Raw genomic sequence first — 21,761 nt, forward strand, 5'->3', positions numbered from 1 at the left:
ATTTATCCGCTTGCTGTGACCGCCGGGTAACCCCGAGCCATATCCGTGTAGGTCAGGCTGGCCGAGACCGCCTCTGCCATGGGGATCACCCGGTGACCCAGCCGCAATGACAGATCATCCGGGTGAATGCCCAACCGCAGAGGCTGCCCGGTGTGGCAGCCTCTGCGCCAGTTGACGTGATTAACGCCCCGTAAAAACCACTCTCTCAGCGGCGTATCCGCCTCGAACCCTGCCAGGGGGAGAGAGTGCATCCGTTGTGCTCTGGCATCAAAGACGCCCGTCAGTGTCTCGAACAGGCGAAAAGGCATATCCGCCAGCTGGGTGCGACTGATTGCTCCCATGGCCCAGGCCGGCGGCACGTACAGCTCGCAGGGTTGCAGCCCCTGGTCCAGAAACCATTGGTGGCAATTGCGTATCAAGGCGTCGATACCACTGGCCGACAGGGAGAGGTGCTCCGCCACACGCCGTGACAGCAGCAGACTATGCACGCGGTGATACAGACTGATCGGGGGGTCACAGCGATGCAACCAGCCATGGCCGGCCAGCGGGTAGCCCTGCTGCTGGAGCTGGTGCAGCCAGTCCAGATCCGCCGTTTGCCAATTCCGCCCCGGTACCACCAGCAAGGTCACCGCCTGGGGGGGCTGCGGTAGCAGCGCCAGAATCCGACTGACCTGCTCGCGAGTTTCCGGCATCACATCGTGGATGGAAACCAGTGCCCGAGGTGCGACTAACGACTCAGAGGGCGCTGCGGGCATAGTTACTGCTCAGGCGACGCAACAGCGCCAGGGTCGGGGAAGGCAGTGAACGGTTGGCTGCCGGCACCATCTGGGCACACTGCCCCAGCACGGCGGCCCAATGCTCAATGGCATCCCGATTCATGGTCAGCGCTGCCTGCCTGGCCTGCTTCGCCTTCAGGTCGCGGACCACCGGGCTCAATGACTGCAAGCGATCCAGGGTCTGCTTCAGGCTTTCCCGGGGTTCCATGATCCACAGTCCTGACGCCAGGGCCGGCCATTCATTGATGCCGCAGGCCGGTGTGGTGATTACCAGCCGCTCACGAGCCATGGCTTCCAGAGCCACGGTGCCGAAGGCTTCCACCGAAGAAGGCAGCACCAGCACCTGGCAGCGATCGAGAATTTCCACCACCTGCTGTCGGCGACACCAGCCATGGAAGGTCAGGTTGGCGGATGCCTTGCAGGCCTGCTCCACCTTGTTGCGAAGCGGCCCGTCGCCGGCTATCTCGAACTGCAGATCCGGTCGCGAAGCCGCCAGGGCCAGGAAGGATTCGATATTCTTTTCCGCCGCCAGCCGCCCCACATAGCAAACCCGCCTGACGCTGTCATGCAGCCGCGTGACCGGCGTATTAACAAACTCCCGGGCCAGCGGCGTGCCCACCAACTGCGGGTTACGGGCGCCGGCGGCACGGGCCTGGGCGATCATGGATTCACAGATAGTGGCAGCGGTATCACTGCCCCGGAACAGGGTGCGGTTGACCCAGTTAAGCAGTCCACCGGCCAGCCTTGCCAGGCGGCGTCCCCAGTACAGCTCCACCAGGCGGTTGTAGTCCGTCTGGAATGTCACGCAGACCGGGATACCCCACTTGCGGGCGATCCAGTACCCGATCATGGAAAAAATACCGGGGCCGGGAATGACGATAACGTGGGGTTTCATTTCCCAGACCAGGGCGCTGAGTTCACGGACCTTGGGGAAGAAAAGTCGCTGGGTGGGGTCACCGGGGATCGGCATGGACGCACCCTGACAGGGATGCGGTTCCTCCATGCAGGGCTGCACCAGTTCCACCTGGGCCACATGGTCCTTGAGATGCGAGACCAGATCCTGGAAGTAGGCGCCGACGCCATTCCGACCCTTGATCGCATCCACCACAAACAGTATGCGTAGCTCTTTGGTATCCATGGGCGCCAGTATCAGCGCCCCTCATGTCGATAATGTGACAGCATTGCCGCACCATGACGGTGAAATTGCGACAAGATGTAACGAACCCAGAACGCGCCGCATGAGCGTCGCTGGCGGCGCGATTCCGTAACATCTGCAACGCCGCTGTAGGAGCACCGCTTGAGGCGCGAACCCAAACAGTTTCAAGTTGCGAGAAGCGAGTTCCGAAAACCAAAAAATCATTCGTGGGTTTCAGGTTTCGGTTTTCGGAACTCGCTTCTCGTGACTCGCAACAGGTATCGCAAGCAGATTCGCGCCTCAAGCGGCGCTCCTGGAACAGTTTTTAATCGATGTTGGGAAGTGGGTATTCGAAACGGTCATAGACCCAGCCGAAGACATCAGCGAGTTCATCGGGGCTAACACCCAGTTCGTCCGGGTTGTAGTGATGGCCGCTGCGGTACTGTTTTGCCTGGCGGTCTTGTGCTTCCAACCGCTGCAGGAAAACCGCTCCAGGCTGCCAACCAAACCGCCGGTAGAACGCCTGCACCGTCGCCGCCGAGGCCGATGCCAATTGCTCCATCACCGAAAGCGCCTGACGTTCCCGCGGCAGGCTTTCCAGCACCTCAAGCACATGGCGGTAGTAATAATCGAGCATGGCCATAAAGCCCTGCCGCCAATAACCGGTTGTGTCACGGCCATCAAACAGGCGGGCGCCGATCAAAATGGAATTGATCTGGGATGGCACCGCCGCGCTGGGATTACGAATACAGCCGATAAAGCGGGCATCCGGGAAGGCCTCTGCCAGAGTCGCCATCCAGGGCGTAAAGGACGGATTCTTGGAGAGCAGTTGCTTGTGGCTGCCGTGGAAATAGAGATGCCGCTGCACAAAGCGCCGGTAGGCCGCGATCAGCCTCTGCTTTTCCTTGTCGGTGCCATCCCGGTCCAGATAGGTGAGACGCCACAGGGCTGGCACCGGCACGGCGAGTACCAGCAGGAAGCAGCCCCACACGGGAATCAATGCCAGGTAATCTTCCTCCGGGTCCAGCAGCCCGGTCTTGTGGACCCCGTCCAGACCGCCGAGCAGGCGCCGCTCTATCCATAGCAACACCCGCCCCGCGGGTCGGCCGATCATGTCATCAAGGCGCGCAACAGCGGTCCAGAAATACCGCTGGCTAATCGACGGGGCGAACAGCAGTTCCCACAGGGCCGTGGTGGTAAACCGCTCATCCCTGGCCAGCAGACGGTGCAGAAAGGTGGTACCACTGCGCGGCACCCCGACCACAAAGAGAGGCTCACGAACCTGAACCCGCTGAAAATCAGGGAACAACAGATAATCCAGCAGCAGCCCCAAACCATTGATGGCCTGCACCAGCAGAAACACAGGCCAGAACAACGCCATCACCAGCCATCGTTGCAGCGAAAACCGCCCTGCCCGGCCATCGTAGACCGGCAACCAGCTCATCAGAAAAAACTGCAGATAGCGTTTCAGTACTGCCAAACCGTTCTCCCGGCTATTCCCATGCAGCGTGCACGCTACGCCCCGCCCATGTCATAAAAATGACAATTTTGCCTCTTGTGTCCAGGTCACAGCACTGTCATCTTTCTCGAAAACAATGGCGGCATGACTATCGCAATGACAGCACCCAGCACAGCGCCTCGTCACCCGACACTGGTCGGCCACCGGGGCGCCCGAGGCGAAGCCCCGGAAAATACCCTGGCCAGTTTTCAGGTGGCACTGGAGGCCGGTGTCACGGAAATGGAACTGGATGTCAGGCTATCCGCCGACGGCCATCTGATCGTGTTGCACGATAGCGACGTCACACGCACCACCGGCATGCGTGGCAATGTGCGCCAATATACCCGCTCCCAATTGGGCACCATGGATGCTCGCCGCAATACCCCCGGCTGGCATAGCCCCACGGGCATCCCGTCCCTGCAGGAAGTGGTGGAGCTGTGCGGCCCGGCCATGCGCTTCCAGTTCGAAGTGAAGGGAGCGGATCGGGTGGTGCTGCATCAGCTGGCGCATCACCTCACGCATATGATCCATGAACAGCACCTGCAATCCCGGGTGGTGGTGACCTCCAGTCATACCGGTTTCCTGCGCATGATCGGTACCATGGCGCCGGATGTGGAACGGGGTTATGTGTGCCAGTACCGCTACCTGCAACCCACCCGCCGGGCCCATGGCCTGGGCTGCAGCTGGCTGATGCCTCATTACTCGCTGGTGACCCCGGCGTTAATGCGCCGGGCCCGCAAACGTGGCCTGAAAGTGTCGGTGTGGACGGTGAATGACCTCACCGAAGCGGATCGGCTGGCCCAACTGCAGGTGGATGGCATTATCACGGACTACCCCACCAGTTTTGTCAGCCACTTCCGACGCAGCCCTCGCTACTCGTCCTCGGAAACGGCTGCTGTGAGCGGCTGATCGGCGAAGAACGCCAGGATTTCTTCCTTGCGGGCCATGGCATCCTTGCGACCCATCTCAATCAGCGTGCGGGTGAAACCCGGCTCGAACAACAGGTAGCTCATGGCACTGGCCCCCGGCGACCGCGTGGCACCCGACCCCCGCAGGAAAAAACGCAGGGCCCGCGGCAATTCGCGGATATGTTCGGCGGCAATTTCATCAATGGGGCGGGACGGGTAGATCTTCAGCACATCCACCTGCCGCAACTGGATGCCATGCTTGCGCCGGGCGCGCTCACTCATGGCAGAGAGGGTCCGGTTGATCCGCTCCAGCCGCTCCACATCCCCCTCCAGGGTGTCCACAAACACACTGTTGAGCACATGGCCCAGCACCTGGGCCATGGACGGGTAGCCGCTTAACTGGCGCTGATGGCCGGCGCTCATGTTGCCGGACACACCAATGACCAGTAACCGGGAAGCGCCAAGATGCAACGCCGGACTCAAAGGCGCCAGTTGCCGCAGCGCGCCGTCGCCATAATAGGCGCCATCCACCTTGCTGGCAGGAAACAGGATGGGAATGGCCGCCGACCCCAGCAGATGTTGCACCCCGATTTCCGAGCGCTTGCCCTTGCGGCGTGCCCGCACCCACTCCGGCAGCGCGCTGTCGCCCTGGAAAAAGCTCACCGACTCACCACTGGCATAGCCGGAAGCGGTGATTGCCAAGGCGCGCAAATGGCCCTGATCCAGGTTGTCGCGAATACGACGAAAATTGATCACCAGGGTAAGCAGGCGTTGCAGCGGCATGTTATCCAGTAGCGCGCTGCGTTCCGGCGTCTTGCCGGTGGTGACACCGGAAAACAGCCAGCGAACAATCGCTTTCAGCAACGCGTAGGTATCGGTGCGGTAAACCTGCTCGGCGGTAATATTGGACCAGACCCGTTCCAGCCCCCGAATGGCCGAGCGAAAATTACCGGCATTGGCAGCCAGGGATGCCGCGTTGATTGCGCCCGCAGAGGTACCGCAGATAATCGGAAACGGATTGGGCTCCCCACGGGGTAATAACTCGGCTATGGCAGCCAGTACACCGACCTGATAAGCGCCGCGAGCGCCGCCACCGGACAAGATCAACCCGCGAACCGGGTCCTGTTTCTGCATTTCCACCCTCCAAATTTACACCAGTATGCCGTGACTGACATTCTGTCACCACAGCCGCAATACCACTGGCGATCTGCCGCTTGCCTGCCGTATGCTGGGGTATCTTCTGGAACCCGCGTTTATGTACCGCTTTCAGCTCCGACCCGCCACCTCCGATGACCTGGACGCGCTCACCGCCCTGGAACAGCGCTGCTTTTCATCGGACCGTCTTTCCCGACGCAGCTTTCGCAAATGGCTGAAGCGCCAGCACAGTGGCCTGATCGTCGCCGTTGATGATGACGATGCCCTGGCCGGCTATACCCTGGTGCTGTTGCAACCGGGCACCCGCCTGGCACGCCTCTATTCCATTGCCGTAGACCCTCAGCAACGGGGTCGGAATCTGGGGGAAAAGCTTATGGAAGCCGCCGAAGAGTATGCGCTTCAGCAACGCCGTCCCTACCTGCGTCTGGAAGTGCGCAAGGACAACCCGGCCGCTATTGCCCTTTATGAAAAGCGCGGTTACCGCCTGTTTGCGCAGACACCGGATTACTACGAAGACCACCAGGACGCCCTGCGGTACCAGAAGCGCCTCCTTTTCCTGCCGGACAACGCGGAACGGCTGCATCTGCCCTGGGTTCAGCAGACCACACCGTTCACCTGTGGTCCGGCCTGCCTGATGATGGCCCTGGCCGCGCTCAAGCAGCAACCGCCCAGCACCACCGAAGAGTTGCTGCTGTGGCGGGAGGCCACCACCATTTTCATGACGGCTGGTCACGGCGGCTGCCACCCCATGGGGCTGGCACTTGCCGCTCGCCAACGGGGCCTGGAAGCCCGCGTCTGGTGCAACCAGACCGGCCCCTTGTTTGTCGACTCGGTACGGGACACGGAAAAGAAAGCCGTGATCACCACCCTGCACAACTATTTCGTGGAAACCTGCAAGGCACAATCCCTGCCGGTCTGTTACGAGGATTTCAGCGCTGCGGATCTGGACGATGCCATCGCTGCTGGCAGCATCGTGCTGGTTCTGATCAGCACCTGGCGCCTGGACGGGCGCAAGGCTCCTCACTGGGTGGCTATCAGTGGCAGCGATGAAGAATGCTTCTACATCCACGATCCGGACCCGGGGGAAGACCAGGTTCCGCTGGACTGCCAACATGTGCCCATCACCCGGGAAAAGTTCGACCAGATGCGCAAGTACGGCCAGGCCAAGTTGCGCACGGCGGTGGTTCTGGGAGCCCCAGACAACACCTATCTGTAGGAGCGCCGCTAGCGGCGCGATAACCTCAATAGTGACGAGTCACGAGAAGCGAGTATCGAAAATCAAAACCTGAAATTTGCGAAAGCCAGGTTTTCGCTTCTCGCTACTCGTACCTCGCAACTGCTGTCTGTCGCCCCGCCAGCGACGTTCCTACGGATAGGCCAGACACAAAAAAGCCCGCGCAAGGCGGGCTTTTTATTGGGCGGGCGTGGCATTACATCTTCATCACGTCCTTGCCCAGAGCAGCCACTTTTTCAGCGTCAACTTTCTGGGTATTTTCCTCACACTTGCCCCGGTCACCACCGCAGATTTCGCAGCCTTCCTTCATGCCCAGTGTCGCCAGCCCACCACAGGAACCCTTGATCGGCTTGTTGGAGAGAATCACGCCGACGGCCATGGCCGTGAAGAGCAGGCCGATAAAAATCACTGCGGCCATAATGGTCATCAACATGCTATTTCTCCTCCAGGATTGCATCGAAGGCGGGCGTGGAAAGCTCTTCTACGCCCTCACCTTTTCTGACAATAAAAAACACCGCCAGTTCATGCTGCTTGGCAAACGCCATACCGGCTTCGGGCCCCAGCACGGTCATGGCCGTGGACAGCCCATCCGCCATCATGGCGCTTTCATGCAGTACTGACACGGATGCCAGCGTATGGTTAACAGGATACCCGGTTCTGGGGTCCAGGGTATGTGAATACAGTTGCCCATCAGACTCGAAGAAGTTGCGGTAATCGCCGCTGGTAGCCACCGCCATATCGGTGAGGGCCACCACTTTTTCCACCTCACGGACACCGGCAATCGGTCGCTCGACTGCCACCCGCCAGGGCTGACCGTAGGGCTTTTTGCCGCTACCGCGCAACTCGCCCCCGACTTCCACCAGGTAGTTTTTCAAGCCCTGACTTTCCAGCAACTCGGCCACCTTGTCCACGGCAAACCCCTTGGCAATGGATGACAGGTCCACATACACATCGCCGGGCTGCAGAAGCTCATTGTCGTTGAGCAGCAGCTGTTGCCAACCAACCCGCGCCATCGCCGCGGTGATCTCGTCTTCCGAGGGAGGCTCGAAACGATCCGGGTCCGGGCCGAATCCCCACAGGTTTACCAGCGGTCCCACGGTGACGTCATAGGCGCCGTCGGTCATGGAAGAAATGGCAAACGCCGCAGACAGTACCTTGACCGTATCCGCCGGCAACGCCATCAATGTACCCGCATCCGCTGCATTGAACCGGCTCAGATCGGACTCCGGCCGGTATGTACTCATTTCCGCGTTGACCTGCTCCAGCGCCGCCTCGATATCCGCTTTCAGATCGTCTACGCCTTCCTTGGGCGTGCCGCTGAACTTCACACTCCAGGTAGTGCCCATGGTCGGGCCGCTGAGAACGGACAGGCGGTTTTTGCTGTCGTCACAGGCGGACAGCAGCGCAACGGAGAGAACAAGAAAAACGGCGACGAGACGGGACATACTCATGATCCAGAGGGTTCAACGTACTGCAGGAGCCATGCTGGCGAAGGTCAGCGAGGCGCGAGTAACGAGTCACGAAAACCTGTAGGGGCTGCCGGTTTTGCTTTTCGTAACTCGAACCTCGTGACTCGAAACTTGCCGCCCCTTTCGCCATGCAAGCATAGCTCCTACATAAAACCGGGGCTAAACGACAAAGCGCCGACCATTGGTCGGCGCTTTCGGTGTTATCCGCCGAAGTCATCCAGCAGGATGTTTTCCGGTTCCACACCCAGGTCATCCAGCATCTTGATCACCGAGGCGTTCATCATCGGCGGCCCACACATGTAGTACTCGCAGTCTTCCGGCGCCGGATGGTCCTTCAGGTACTGCTCGTACAACACGTTATGGATAAAGCCGGTGAGCCCGGTCCAGTTGTCTTCCGGCTGGGGATCGGACAACGCCAGATGCCATTCGAAGTTGTCGTTTTCTTCGGCCAGGATGTCATATTCATCGTTGTAGAAGGTCTCACGCCAGCTTCGGGCACCGTACCAGAAGCTGATCTTGCGCTTGGAATTGAGACGCTTCAGCTGATCGAAAATATGACTGCGCATGGGGGCCATGCCGGCACCACCACCGATGAACACCATTTCCGCATCGGTCTTCTTGGCAAAGAACTCACCGAAGGGCCCGAATACGGTAATTTTGTCACCCGGCTTCAGGCTGAACACGTAGGAACTCATGATGCCCGGAGAAATGTCCTTGGAACCCGGAGGCGGCGTGGCAATCCGGATATTGAACTTGAGAATGCCCTTCTCTTCCGGGTAGTTGGCCATGGAGTAGGCGCGGATCACTTCCTCATTGTTCTTGCAGCTCAGATCGAAGAAGTTAAAACGCTCCCAGTCACCCCGGTACTCTTCGCCAATATCGAAATCGGAGAATTTCACGTCGAACGGCGGCGCTTCCAGCTGCACATAGCCACCCGCGCGGAAGTCCACGTTCTCGCCTTCCGGCAATTTGAGGGTCAGCTCTTTAATGAAAGTGGCCACGTTATCGTTGGCGATAACCTCGCACTCCCATTTTTTCACACCGAAGAACTCTTCCGGCACTTCGATCTTCATGTCCTGCTTCACGTTCACCTGGCAGCTCAGGCGCCAGCCGTCGCGAATTTCGCCCTTGGTGAAGTGGCCTTCTTCGGTGGGCAGAATATCGCCACCGCCGTCCAGCACCTTGCACTTGCACTGGGCACAGGTACCACCGCCACCACAGGCAGAAGACAGGAAGATACCCTGATTGGCCAGGGTTCCCAGCAACTTGCCACCGGCAGGGGCATCGATGGATTTCTCTTCATCGCTGTTGATGTTGATGTGCACATCCCCGCTGGCCACCAGCCGGGAACGGGCCATCAGGATCACTGCCACCAGTGCCAGCACAATGGCGGTGAACATGACCACACCGAGAATAATCTCAAAACTCATGATTCAACCCCTTCGCTTACAGCTGCACGCCGGAAAAAGACATGAAGCCCAGAGACATCAGCCCCACGGTGATGAAGGTGATACCCAGACCCTTCAGGCCGTCCGGCACATCACTGTATTTCAGCTTCTCGCGAATACCGGCCAGCAGCGTGATCGCCAGTGCCCAGCCAACCCCGGCACCGACACCGTAGACCATGGATTCACCAAAGGTGTAGTCACGTTCCACCATGAACAGGGACGCACCCAGAATGGCGCAGTTCACGGTGATCAGCGGCAGGAAGATGCCCAGAGCGTTGTAGAGACTGGGTACATACTTGTCGAGCGTCATTTCCAGGATCTGCACCAGTGCGGCGATAACGCCGATATAGCTCAGCAGGCCCAGGAAACGCAGGTCCAGGCTGGCCAGGGACTCAATCCCGGTCCAGGCCAGGGCGTTCTCGTCCAGCAGGTAGGTAAGGATCAGGTTGTTCACGGGCACGGTAATGGTCAGTACCACTACCACCGCAACCCCCAGACCAATTGCGGTCTGGATCTTCTTGGACACGGCAATAAAGGTACACATGCCCAGGAAGAAGGCCAACGCCATGTTTTCAACAAAGACGGCGCGGACGAACAGGCTCAGATAATGTTCAAACATTCCTCGTCTCCGTTAAAACGCGTCGCTGACACGGGTGTGTGGCTTCATCTTGAAGGTATCTTCTTCCACCTGTTCCGGCTTCCATACCCGGATCGCCCAGATGAACAGGCCGATCAGGAAGAAGGCACTCGGCGGCAACAGCATCATGCCGTTGGTCACGAACCAGCCACCATCTGCAGCCTTGGTCAGGATCTGCTGACCAAACAGGCTGCCGGCACCCAGCAGTTCACGGATGAAGCCCAGACCCAGCAGGATCACGGAGTAACCCAGGCCATTGCCCACACCATCCAGGAAGGACGGGATCGGCGGATTCTTCATGGCGAAGGCTTCCGCACGCCCCATCACGATACAGTTGGTGATGATCAGCCCCACGAACACGGACAGCTGCTTGGAAATGCTGTAGGCGTAGGCCTTGAGGAACTGGTCCACCACGATTACCAGCGAGGCAATAATGGTCATCTGCACGATGATCCGGATGCTCGAGGGAATCGAGTTACGGATGCAGCTCACAAAAAAGTTGGAGAACGCCACCACCACGGTCAGTGCGATACACATGGTCAGAGTGGTGCTCAGGTTACTGGTTACCGCCAGGGCGGAGCAGATACCCAGGATCTGCAACGCGATGGGGTTGTTGTCGAAAATCGGACCAAAAAGAATGTCCTTGGTTTTCTCCGCCATTACGCGTCTCCTTCCTGCTGTACGACCGCTTCACCGTTCTGCATGCGCTTCAGGTAGGGACCGAAACCGTTTTCGCCGACCCAGAAGCGCAGCAGGTTGCTGACACCATTACTGGTCAGGGTTGCACCGGCAAGACCATCCACCTTGTGCTCGGCATTCGGCGTTTTGCTGTCAACGGAACCCTTGACCACCTGGATTTCCACTTCACCCTGCTCACCGTAAAGCTTTTTGCCTTCCCACAGGGCTTTCCATTTCGGATTGTCCACTTCACCACCGAGGCCCGGAGTCTCACCGTGCTCGTAGAAACCCAGACCGGACACGGTGTTGGCATCCGGCTCAAGTGCCAGGAAACCATACAGGGTGGACCACAGGCCATAGCCGTGAACCGGCAGAATGATGCGACTCAGCTCGCCGTCATCACCACGGGCCAGGAACACTTCCGCTACCTTCGCCTGGGACTTGATGCCGGCGATATCCTCTTTACCGCTGAGTCGCTCGGAACGCTGGGGATCCTTGGCAGCCTTACGCTGGTCATAGGATTCCGGCATCTCGACGTATTCACCGGTATCGATATCGACAAAACGACGTTCAATACTTTTGAACACCGTGTTCACATCCACGCCGGGCTGGTACAGGCCAGCGGCCTGCAGGATGTTCATGCGCTTGTCCAGCAGCTGGTTCTTGCTCTGTACCGGCCGCAGGCTTACCGCTGCGGTGGCAACCACCACACCGCATACCACACAGACCAGAAAGGCAACCAGCAGCGTCTTGCCTACACTTTCTTTATTCGCTGACATTTACACTTCTCCCCCGGTCCGGCGCAGACGACGACGAACGTTCGCCTGTACAACAAAGTGGTCGATTAACGGCGCACAGAGGTTGGAGAACAGGATGGCCATCATCACACCCTCCGGGAACGCCGGATTCACCACCCGGATCAGAACAACCATGACACCGATCAGCGCGCCAAAGATGTACTTGCCGGTATTGGTCATGGAAGCCGATACCGGATCGGTTGCCATGTAGATCATGCCGAAGGCAAAGCTGCCCACGGTCAGGTGCCAATACCAGGGCATGGCAAACATGGGGTTAGTGGCGGAACCCACCGCATTCAGCAGGGTGCTCAGTGCCACCATGCCCAGGAATACGCCCAGCACGATGCGCCAGGAGGCCACCTTGGTCAGCAACAGTGCCGCACCACCGATCAGAATCGCCAGGGTGGACGTTTCACCGATGGAGCCCTGAATACCGCCCAGGAAGGTTTGCATCCAGGAGATGTTGGCACCGGCATCGGCGGTCAGGTTGCTGGCGAAATCCAGCTGCCCGGCAGCGGCCAGCGCCAACGGCGTCGCACCGGAGAAGTTATCCACCGCCGTCCATACCGCGTCACCGGACATTTCTGCCGGATAAGCGAAGAACAGGAATGCCCGCCCGACCAACGCCGGGTTGAGGAAGTTCTTGCCGGTACCGCCAAATACTTCCTTGCCGATAACCACGCCAAAGGAAATCCCCAGGAACACCTGCCACAACGGGATGGCTGGAGGCAGAATCAGGGTAAACAGGATCCCGGTAACGAAGAAACCCTCGTTCACCTCGTGACCGCGTTTCCAGGCAAACAGGCCTTCCCAGATGAAACCACCCAGATAGACCACAATCAGAATCGGCACGTAGTAAACCATGCCGTGCAGCAGGTTCGACCACAGACTGGAGGCATCAAAGCCGGCCAGCGCCATGACCAGATCGCTACGCCAGCCGGGAATCGGGCTGAAGCCTTCAGCAATCTGCAGGTTGGCCTGATAACCGGTGTTCCACAGCCCGAACAGAATTGCCGGGAAGGCGCAGAACCACACCGTCATCATGATCCGCTTGAGATCGATACCATCACGTACATGCGCGGAGGACCGGGTCACCGAATCCGGGGTGTACAGCATGGTGTCGAACATTTCGTAGAAGGTGTAATACTTCTCGAACTTGCCGCCCTCGTGAAAATGCGGGGCAACCTTGTCGTCCAGAAAACTTCTCATGCCCATGCTCAGCTCTCCGCTTCAATGGTGGTGAGATTGTCGCGCAGAATCGGACCGTATTCGTACTTGCCCGGGCACACAAAGGTGCAGAGGGCCAGGTCTTCTTCCACCAGCTCAAGCGCGCCCAGTGCCGTGGCACTGTCGGTATCGCCAACAATCAGAGCACGCAGCAACTGGGTTGGCAGGATATCCAGCGGCATCACTTCCTCGTAGGCGCCCACCGGCACCATGGCCCGCTCGGAACCGTTGGTGGTGGTGGTAAAGTTGAAGCGCTTACCCGGCATCAGCTTGGACAAGTAGATGTTCATGACCGAGAAGCGGTTCACGCCCGGGGAGATATACCCCAGCAGTTGACGTTCATGGCCTTCAGACAACACTGTCACCTGATTCACGGTGCGGTTCAGGAAGGCCACCGGCCCCTGAGCATTATGACCGCCGAACACAGAGCCGCTGATCAGGCGGTTATCGCCCTCTTTCAGCTCACCCTGAACGAAGTCATCGGTGCTGGCGCCCACGCGGGTACGCAAGGAACGCGGTGTTTTCACCTGCGGGCCGGCCAGTGCCACCACCCGCTGGGAATAGATCTTGCCTTCGGTAAACAACTTGGCGATGGCAATCACGTCCTGATAACCGATCGACCATACCGTCTTCTTCAGGCTAACCGGGTCCAGGTGATGAATGTGTGTACCCACATTGCCTGCCGGGTGCTTGCCGGCAAAGGCTTCTTCACGGACCTGACCGCCGGCAAAGCTTGGCAAATCGGTGTTGGGGCCACGACATACCCACACCGGGCCATCGGTGAGACGGCTCAGCACGGCAAGACCATGACGGAAAGCCTGCTCGTTTTCCTTGATAACCAGCGCAGGCTCCTGGGCCAGCGGGTTGGTATCGAGTACGGAAACGAAGATGGAGTTCGGAATACTGCCCGGCGCTGGTACCTTGCCGAAGGGGCGAGTCCGCAACAAGGTCCACTCGCCGGAGTCAACCAGCTGACGCTGGACCGTTTCACGGTCCAAACCGCCAATCTGGTCGGCACTGTAGGAATCAAAAGTGACTTCGTCTTCCTGCTCGGCCACTTCAATCACCACCGATTGAAGCACGCGCTTGTGGCCACGATTGATCGCCACCACCTTGCCCGCTGCAGGAGCGGTGTATTTCACACCCTCGGTTTTCTTGTCCGTGAAGATCAACTGGCCTTTTTTGACCACATCGCCTTCGCGGACCTCCATGGTGGGTTTCATGCCCACATAGTCACCGCCGAGCACGGCAACAGAACGAACCTGGTGGCCTTCCTCAATCGTCTGGCGCGGCGCACCAGCGATGGGCAGATCCAGGCCCTTCCTGACTTTAATCATAGTTTCTCGCCCACGTTGCGTGTTGCTGAAGTCGAGGCACATCCGCCTGCAAGCCCCGAAAAGCGGGGAAAATGCCGAGGATGTTCGCTAAAACCGGAATTTGCTAGGCAGGCTGCTGAAAAGCCCGTTGCGTACTCAGCGTGGCCTGAAGGGTGCAGCTGTTGTGTTTTGTCGCGACGGACAGGGTGGTTCCCTTTCCTAGCGACAAAACGCAGCAGATGTGCCCTTCAGGCCGCGCCCTCCGGGGCTTTCAGGCTGGCCCACACTCGTTGTTGCAATTTCTCAATGGATCGACATACACCTTCAAAATTGCGCCTAGATTGTGAACCAGCCTGAAAGCCTGAGCATGCAACGGGCTTTTCAACAGCCTGCACGGAGCCGGCAGCTGCCAGCGGCGCCATTATAAAGACGCACCTGCCCATTCGCCAGCACCGTCCGACCCGTCTTTCGTCGCACAGAACTGCTTTGGTGCAAAAGAAAAGCCGGTCATGCACCGAAAAAAAGCCCGCAGCGCGGGCTTTTTATTCAAACGCCGTTCAGTCCTTCGGATACGCCGGGTATTCCACCCCGGAGATCTGCTGCAGGATGCGCAACACCTGACAGCTGTAACCGAACTCGTTGTCGTACCACACGTACAGTACGCAATGGCGCCCACTGACAATGGTAGCCTCCGCATCAATCACGGAAGCGTGACGGGAACCCACGAAGTCGGTGGAGACCGCATCCGGGCTGCTGACGAAATCCACCTGACGCTGCAGCGGAGAATGCAGGCTCACCCAACGCAGGTACTCGTTGAGTTCTTCCAGGGTGGTTTCCTTGCCCAGGGTCAGGTTCAGGATCGCCATGGACACGTTCGGGGTCGGTACCCGGATGGAGTTGCCGGTGAGCTTGCCTTTCAGGGACGGCAGCGCCTTGGCAGCAGCCGTCGCCGCACCGGTTTCGGTCAGCACCATGTTCAGGGGAGCAGAGCGACCGCGACGAGGACCTTTATGGAAGTTATCCAGCAGGTTCTGGTCGTTGGTGTAGGAATGCACGGTTTCCACGTGGCCGTATTCGATGCCGAACTTGTCTTCCAGCGCCTTCAGCGGCGGCACGATGGCATTGGTGGTGCAGCTGGCAGCGGAGATGATCTTGTCGCTGTCCTCGATCATGTCGTTATTCACGCCATGAACAATGTTTTTCATATCACCTTTGCCCGGCGCGGTCAGCATGACACGGGCAACGCCCTTGCACTGAAGGTGCTGGGAGAGACCTTCCGCATCGCGCCACTTACCGGTGTTATCGATCACCACGGCATTATTGATGCCGTACTCGGTGTAATCGATGGCAGACGGATCACTGGAGTAGATCACCTTGATGAAGTTGCCGTTGGCGATGATGGCATTTTCTTCTTCATCCACGGCGATGGTGCCGGCGAACGGGCCGTGCACGGAGTCACGACGCAGCAGGCTGGCGCGCTTCTGCAGGTCACCCTTGCCGGACTCACGCACTACGATGGCTTTCAGGCGCAGGCCGTCACCGGAACCGGCTTTCTCGATCAGCAGACGGGCCAGAATACGGCCAATACGACCAAAACCGTACAGCACCACGTCCGTGGAGCTGGGCACCGGCCCCTTGTTATTGACCGCTTCCGCCAGCTCTTCTCGCACATAGTCCTCAACGGACAGGCCGCGGTTGTCTTTCTTGTACTCTACCGCCAGTTTGCCGATATCAATGCGGCAGGGGCCCAGGTCCAGCTTGTTCACTTCCTGCAGAATCGGGAAGGAATCCACCACAGACAGCTCGGAATCTTCGACCTGCTTGACGAAACGGTGGGCTTTCAGGATCTGGATAACAGACTTGTTGACCAGGGAACGGCTGTAAACAGTGGTGGTGACGTTCTTTTCGCGATGCAGCTTGCCAATCATCGGGATCATGGCTTCTGCGATTTCTTCGCGGTTCTTCCAGCGTCCGAAGTGGTCTTCCAGTTTGTTCACGGAGATGCCCCTCTCAGGTTGGGTTCGGGTGAAGAAAACCGTGGCTGGCACCGAAATGCCCGGTTTCTGCGTTCACCGGCGGTGGAGTTTGGGGCGCGAATAATATCGCCAAACGCCACGTTTATCCACCCAAATGGCGGGGATATTACGGTTTCACGAACAATGCTTTCACACGTTCACGCAACACCGGTAAAACCGCTTCCTCGAACCAGGGCCGCTGGCGCAGCCATAGCCGGTTTCGCGGGCTCGGATGAGGCAGCGGGAAGTAGCCAGACTGCAGGGCCCGGTCGAAATCCCGGACATTGTCCGACAGGGTCTTGCCCGGCGACGGCAGGTAGTATTTCTGCGCATACTGCCCCACCAGCAGGGTCAGCTGCAGATCCGGCAGCTCCGCCAGCAACCGTTCATGCCACTGGGGAGCACATTCCGGCCTGGGCGGCAGGTCGCCCCCCTTGCCGCGGCCCGGGTAACAGAACCCCATGGGAATAATGGCAATCTGGTTTTCGTCATAAAAGACTTCCCGGTCCATCTGCAGCCAGTCACGCAGACGGTCCCCGGATGGATCATTCCAGGGAATGCCGGTTTCATGGACCCGGGTGCCCGGTGCCTGCCCCACGATCAGCAACCGGGCGCTCTGCCCTGCCCGCACCACGGGGTTCGGCCCCAAAGGCAGATGGGCCTCACACAACCGGCAGGCCCGGACCTCCTCCAATAAAGAAATCAGTGAACTCATGCCACCGGGCTGTCCGAACGGTGCAGACGCATCAGCCCTTCCTGCGCCACCGATGCCACCAGGGTGCCGTCCTGGCGATAGATGGAACCGAAATTCATCCCCCGGGAGCCTCCGGCAAAAGGGCTCTCGCTGCGATACAGCAGCCATTCATCAATACGGAAATCCCCGTGGAACCACATAGCGTGGTCGATGCTCGCGCACTGCACATGGGGCTGCCAGAAGTTCATGCCGTGGGGCAGCATGGCGGTCCCCATCAGCCCGAAATCCGAGCAGTAGGCCAGCAGCGCCCGCTGGGTCATGGGGTCTGCCTCCACCGAATCGACCACCTTGAACCACACCTCCCGCAGCGGCGGTTCCGGTTGGGAAGAAATCGGGTCACGGGGCGTGACCGGGCGGAATTCCACCGGCCGATCCTGGAGAAAGGCTTCGCGGTACTGTTCCGGCAACCGGGCCACCAGCTTCTGCCGGGCCGCCTCGTCATTCTCCAGGCCCTCCGGGCCGGCCACCTCCGGCATGGGCGCCTGATGGGCAACGCCCTCCTCTTCGACCTGGTACGACGCCGCCAGCGAGAAAATCGGCCGGCCATGCTGGATGGCGTTGACCCGGCGGGTAGTAAAGCTCCTGCCGTCCCGAATGCGGTCCACATCGTAGACAATGGGCTTGGTGAAATCTCCGGCCCGCAGGAAATAGGCGTGCAAGGAGTGCACGGAACGATCAGCTGGGACGGTTTTCGACGCCGCCAGCAACGCCTGCCCTGCCACCAGCCCCCCAAACACACTTTGCTGGCCGTTGGCCTGGCTTTGCCCCCTGAACAAATTATTTTCCAGCTGCTCCAGGTCAAACAGCGCCATCAGTTCCCGAACCGATGCATTCATAGCCAATCCTCAGCGCAAAAAACAAAAACGCATCTTAACCGCTGTCAGCCCGCATGTTCAGCCCCCACCCTGCAGGCGCCCCGGTTGACGCTGCAATGGCCGGGGAAGCCCCTCACCGCTACAATACGCCGCCTGATACCCCACCGAACACGCAGGAAACGGGTCTTAATGAAGTTACTCCCTGACAGCCCTCTTTTCCCCACCGGCCCCGAGCACTACAAAGACTGGGCCGGGCTGGACAGCGGTAGCCTGGCTGCGGTGCTGGCCGAGCTGGCCCGAAGCCAGGACCATCTGTTTGTGGTGTTGGCCCCCAACAGCAGCCGTGCCCAGCACCTGGCCGACTCACTGGATTTTTACCTGGCGGGCAGCCAGACGCCGGTGATGCTGTTTCCGGACTGGGAGACCCTGCCCTACGACCTGTTCAGCCCCCATCAGGACATTATCAGCGACCGTATCCGCGTGCTTCACCAGCTGCCCACCAGCCACAAGGGCATCCTGGTCGTCCCCGTGAATACCCTGATGCAGAGGCTGGCGCCACCACTGCACATCACCGGCAACAGCTTCCTGCTCAAGGTGGGCGACACCTTTGACATGGAAGCGACCCGCCAACGGCTGGTGGCCTGTGGCTATCGACAGCGGGATAACGTCTACGAACATGGTGAATTCGCCGTACGCGGCGCCATCATGGATATCTTTCCCATGGGCGCGGATCAACCCTTCCGCATTGAGCTATTCGACGACGAGATCGAATCCCTGCGCCTGTTCGACGCGGAAAGCCAGCGCTCCACCGGCAAGGTGGAAGAGATCACCCTGTTGCCGGCGGCGGAATACCCGCTAAGCGCTGACGGCATCAGCCGCTTTCGCACGGCTTTCCGCGATACCTTTGACGTGGACACCCGCGGCGTACCGCTCTATCAGGATGTGTCCGATGGCCTGTCGGCGCCGGGGCTGGAGTACTACCTGCCCTTGTTCTTCGAGCACATGGCCACCCTGTTTGACTACCTGCCCGACGATGTACGGCTGGTGGAAATGGCCGGCAGCCAAGGTGCCGTGGAGCATTTCTGGGCTGACGTGGAACAGCGCTATGAATCCCGCCGCCACGATATCCACCGGCCCATTCTGGCACCCTGGAAACTGTACCTGCGTCCGGAGGAGCTGGGCGCCTCCCTCAAGCAACATCCCCGGGCAAGGCAGACCGGCAGTGATGCCGACAGGAAACATGCCATCCAGTTCGACGTGGCAGCCATGCCGGCACTCACCGCCGACGTGCGCGCCAGCAATCCGCTGGCCCTGTTGCATACCTTCGCCGACGCCCATCCGGACACCCGCATTCTGCTCTGTGCGGAAACCGCCGGCCGCCGGGAGGCCCTGCTGGAGCTAATGCAGAAAATCGGCATCCAGCCATCGCTGAAAGACAACTGGCCGGACTTTATCGCCCGGCCGGAGCGCTGGAGCCTGACCCGTGGCGAGCTGGATGCGGGCTTTTACGCCCCCGAACATGAACTCTTGGTGGTCACCGAAAACGACCTTTACGGGGAGCGCGTCCTGCAACGCCGGCGCCGTAAATCCAGCAGCGACGATGGCGCCGCCGAGCAGGCTTTCCGCTCCCTGGGCGAGCTCACGGAAGGCTCCCCGGTGGTGCATCTGGAACACGGCGTGGGCCGCTATCTGGGCCTGATCCACATGGAAGTGGACCGCCAGCAACACGAATTCCTGCTGCTGGAATATGCCGGCGGCGACAAACTCTACGTGCCGGTCTCTTCTCTGCATCTGATCAGCCGCTACGGCGGCGGCGATACTGCCCCGCTCAACCGGCTGGGCACCGAGCAGTGGAGCAAGGCCCGGCAGAAGGCGGCGGAAAAAATCCACGATGTGGCCGCGGAACTGCTCAACACCTACGCCCGCCGCGAGGCCCGCCAGGGCAAGCAGTTCGACGTGGACATGAGCGATTACGAGCGCTTCAGCGCCGGCTTCCCCTTTGAGGAAACCCCGGACCAGCAGGCCGCCATTGCCTCGGTGATTGCCGACATGCAATCCAGCCAGCCCATGGACCGGCTGGTGTGCGGCGATGTGGGCTTCGGCAAGACCGAAGTGGCCATGCGCGCCGCCTTTGTGGCGGTGGAAAACCAGACCCAGGTAGCGGTGCTGGTGCCCACCACCCTGCTCGCCCAGCAGCATTACGAATCCTTCACCGACCGCTTTGCCGACTGGCCGGTGAATATCGAAGTGTTGTCACGGTTCCGCAGCGCCAAGGACAAGACCCAGGTCCTCAAACGCCTGAAAGAAGGCAAAGTGGATATCCTGGTGGGCACCCATCAGTTGCTGCAGGAAACCGTGTCGTTCAGCGACCTGGGGCTGATCATCGTGGACGAGGAACACCGTTTCGGGGTACGCCACAAGGAACGGCTCAAGCAGATGCGCGCCGAGTGCGATATTCTCACCCTCACCGCCACGCCGATCCCCCGCACCCTGAACATGGCCTTCAGCGGCATGCGCGACATCTCCATCATCGCCACCCCGCCGCAGAAACGCCTGTCCGTAAAAACCTTCGTGCAGCAGCACAACGACACCACCATCAAGGAGGCCCTGCTCCGTGAGCTGCTCCGGGGGGGTCAGGTGTATTACCTGCACAACGACATCGACACCATGGAGCGGACCGCCGAGGACATCCGCAAGCTGGTCCCCGACGCCCGGGTAGGGATTGCCCACGGGCAGATGCGCGAGCGGGAACTGGAAGCGGTGATGAGCGACTTCTACCACCGTCGCTTCAATGTGCTGGTTTGCTCCACCATCATCGAAACCGGTATCGATGTGCCCAGCGCCAACACCATCATCATTGATCGGGCGGACAAGCTGGGGCTGGCTCAGCTGCACCAGTTGCGTGGCCGGGTTGGCCGCAGCCATCACCAGGCCTACGCGTATCTGATCACGCCAAGCCCCAAGGCAATGACCAAGGACGCCCTCAAACGACTGGAGGCCATCGAACAGGCCACCGACCTGGGGGCCGGCTTCATGCTCGCCAGCCAGGATCTGGAAATTCGTGGCGCCGGGGAACTGTTGGGCGAAGAGCAGCATGGCAACATCGAAACCATCGGCTTCAGTCTCTACATGGAGATGCTGGAACAGGCGGTGGAAGCCCTGAAACGGGGCGAACAACCGGACGTGGAAAAGCCCCTCAGCGGCGGCCCGGAGCTGAACCTGCGAATTCCCGCACTGATTCCCGAGGATTACCTGCCCGACGTGTTCGGCCGATTGACACTCTACAAGCGCATTGCCGGCTGCAAGACCCGCGATGGCCTGAAAGAGCTGCAGGTAGAGATGATCGACCGCTTCGGCCTGCTGCCGGAACCGGTAAAAAATCTGTTTGCGGTGACCGAGCTGCGTCAGCAGGCAGAACGACTGGGCATCACTCGACTGGATGCTCACGCCGGCGGCGGCAAGCTGGAGTTTGGCGAGCGTACACCGGTGGACCCGCTGACCATTGTCAAACTGGTCCAGTCCGGGCCCAACCGCTTCAAGCTGGAAGGGGCCAATGCGCTGCGTTTTGTAGAGGGCAGTGACAGTGCCGAGGAACGCATTCAGGTGGTCGACGCCCTGCTCAAGCGCCTGTCCGCCCAGAGTATCAAACAGGATACGGGCAGCTAACCCGTGAAAACCGACCGGTCAGACTGTTGGTCGTGAACCGGGAGTGTGAACTGGTTATAGTCTTTGCAATAACAAACGATGTGGGTGCGTAAGGGGAAACGCCTTGATCCGGATGAGGCGACCAGCACCAGGAAGGCACCGGAACTCTCTGCCGCCAAGCCGGGTTCCACAGGCAACAGGAAAGGCCCGCTCCCACGTCAGCATCACGATAAGGCCTGCGCACGGGCCATCAA

18 protein-coding genes are annotated in these 21,761 nt (G+C 59.7%); 3 read left to right on the forward strand and 15 right to left on the reverse strand.

The window, feature by feature from the left end; translation table 11 throughout:
* Positions 1-2: 2 nt before the first annotated feature.
* The 3 genes from C4S63_RS00260 to C4S63_RS00270 all read right to left on the reverse strand — a co-directional run bounded on the left by C4S63_RS00260 (position 3) and on the right by C4S63_RS00270 (position 3,391).
* Positions 3-755: a polysaccharide deacetylase family protein gene (locus C4S63_RS00260; protein ID WP_103916349.1), complete on the reverse strand. Its 753-nt coding sequence runs from the start codon at positions 753-755 to the stop codon at positions 3-5.
* Entirely contained in the window at positions 736-1,914 is a 1,179-nt protein-coding gene (locus C4S63_RS00265; RefSeq protein ID WP_062816549.1) for a glycosyltransferase, read from the reverse strand. The genes C4S63_RS00260 and C4S63_RS00265 overlap by 20 nt, the downstream gene beginning before the upstream one ends.
* Positions 1,915-2,236: 322 nt before the next feature.
* On the reverse strand, positions 2,237-3,391 hold the full coding sequence (locus C4S63_RS00270) for a sulfotransferase (RefSeq protein WP_234999893.1): 1,155 nt from the start codon (positions 3,389-3,391) through the stop codon (positions 2,237-2,239).
* A gap of 135 nt (positions 3,392-3,526) precedes the next feature.
* On the opposite strand from C4S63_RS00270, the gene C4S63_RS00275 reads away from it, so the two are divergent.
* Positions 3,527-4,318, forward strand: coding sequence for a glycerophosphodiester phosphodiesterase (locus C4S63_RS00275; protein WP_103916350.1), 792 nt, complete (start codon positions 3,527-3,529; stop codon positions 4,316-4,318).
* Here C4S63_RS00275 and C4S63_RS00280 read toward each other — a convergent pair.
* A complete protein-coding gene (locus C4S63_RS00280) occupies positions 4,282-5,451 on the reverse strand; it encodes a patatin-like phospholipase family protein (protein WP_103916351.1) in 1,170 nt (389 codons plus the stop codon). The two genes, C4S63_RS00275 and C4S63_RS00280, sit on opposite strands and share 37 nt — an antisense overlap.
* Positions 5,452-5,572: 121 nt before the next feature.
* Between C4S63_RS00280 and C4S63_RS00285 the strand changes: the two genes are divergently transcribed.
* Positions 5,573-6,688, forward strand: a complete 1,116-nt coding sequence (locus tag C4S63_RS00285) for a GNAT family N-acetyltransferase/peptidase C39 family protein (RefSeq protein WP_103916708.1) — start codon at positions 5,573-5,575, stop codon at positions 6,686-6,688.
* Positions 6,689-6,902: 214 nt separating this feature from the next.
* On the opposite strand, the gene nqrM is transcribed toward C4S63_RS00285, so the two are convergent.
* The 11 genes from nqrM to tesB form a co-directional block, all read right to left on the reverse strand.
* Positions 6,903-7,139, reverse strand: coding sequence for a (Na+)-NQR maturation NqrM (gene nqrM, locus C4S63_RS00290; RefSeq protein ID WP_200819488.1), 237 nt, complete (start codon positions 7,137-7,139; stop codon positions 6,903-6,905).
* A 1-nt stretch (position 7,140) separates the two neighbouring features.
* Positions 7,141-8,151 (reverse strand): FAD:protein FMN transferase, encoded by a 1,011-nt coding sequence (locus C4S63_RS00295; RefSeq protein ID WP_103916352.1) that lies wholly within the window; start codon positions 8,149-8,151, stop codon positions 7,141-7,143.
* Between the two features lie 224 nt (positions 8,152-8,375).
* On the reverse strand, positions 8,376-9,605 hold the full coding sequence (gene nqrF, locus C4S63_RS00300) for an NADH:ubiquinone reductase (Na(+)-transporting) subunit F (RefSeq protein WP_062816545.1): 1,230 nt from the start codon (positions 9,603-9,605) through the stop codon (positions 8,376-8,378).
* 16 nt (positions 9,606-9,621) lie between these two features.
* Positions 9,622-10,242 (reverse strand): NADH:ubiquinone reductase (Na(+)-transporting) subunit E, encoded by a 621-nt coding sequence (nqrE, locus tag C4S63_RS00305; protein WP_062816544.1) that lies wholly within the window; start codon positions 10,240-10,242, stop codon positions 9,622-9,624.
* A gap of 12 nt (positions 10,243-10,254) precedes the next feature.
* Positions 10,255-10,920, reverse strand: coding sequence for an NADH:ubiquinone reductase (Na(+)-transporting) subunit D (locus C4S63_RS00310; RefSeq protein WP_062816543.1), 666 nt, complete (start codon positions 10,918-10,920; stop codon positions 10,255-10,257).
* A complete protein-coding gene (locus C4S63_RS00315) occupies positions 10,920-11,717 on the reverse strand; it encodes a Na(+)-translocating NADH-quinone reductase subunit C (protein ID WP_062816542.1) in 798 nt (265 codons plus the stop codon). The genes C4S63_RS00310 and C4S63_RS00315 overlap by 1 nt, the downstream gene beginning before the upstream one ends.
* Positions 11,718-12,950, reverse strand: a complete 1,233-nt coding sequence (locus C4S63_RS00320) for an NADH:ubiquinone reductase (Na(+)-transporting) subunit B (protein ID WP_062816541.1) — start codon at positions 12,948-12,950, stop codon at positions 11,718-11,720.
* Positions 12,951-12,952: 2 nt separating this feature from the next.
* The gene (locus C4S63_RS00325; protein WP_103916353.1) at positions 12,953-14,299 is read right to left on the reverse strand and encodes a Na(+)-translocating NADH-quinone reductase subunit A; all 1,347 of its coding nucleotides are present in this window, start codon (positions 14,297-14,299) and stop codon (positions 12,953-12,955) included.
* 536 nt (positions 14,300-14,835) lie between these two features.
* A complete protein-coding gene (locus tag C4S63_RS00330) occupies positions 14,836-16,275 on the reverse strand; it encodes a glyceraldehyde-3-phosphate dehydrogenase (protein ID WP_103916354.1) in 1,440 nt (479 codons plus the stop codon).
* A 145-nt stretch (positions 16,276-16,420) separates the two neighbouring features.
* On the reverse strand, positions 16,421-17,008 hold the full coding sequence (locus tag C4S63_RS00335; protein WP_103916355.1) for a uracil-DNA glycosylase family protein: 588 nt from the start codon (positions 17,006-17,008) through the stop codon (positions 16,421-16,423).
* The gene (gene tesB, locus C4S63_RS00340) at positions 17,005-17,883 is read right to left on the reverse strand and encodes an acyl-CoA thioesterase II (protein WP_062816538.1); all 879 of its coding nucleotides are present in this window, start codon (positions 17,881-17,883) and stop codon (positions 17,005-17,007) included. The genes C4S63_RS00335 and tesB overlap by 4 nt, the downstream gene beginning before the upstream one ends.
* A 168-nt stretch (positions 17,884-18,051) precedes the next feature.
* Between tesB and mfd the strand changes: the two genes are divergently transcribed.
* Positions 18,052-21,528 carry a transcription-repair coupling factor gene (gene mfd / locus C4S63_RS00345; RefSeq protein WP_103916356.1) on the forward strand — a complete coding sequence of 1,159 codons (3,477 nt, stop codon included), beginning with the start codon at positions 18,052-18,054 and terminating at the stop codon, positions 21,526-21,528.
* The last annotated feature ends 233 nt before the right edge of the window (positions 21,529-21,761 follow it).

Origin of the sequence: Alcanivorax sp. DSM 26293 (assembly GCF_900107995.1) — a bacterium.
Taxonomy (GTDB): domain Bacteria; phylum Pseudomonadota; class Gammaproteobacteria; order Pseudomonadales; family Alcanivoracaceae; genus Alcanivorax.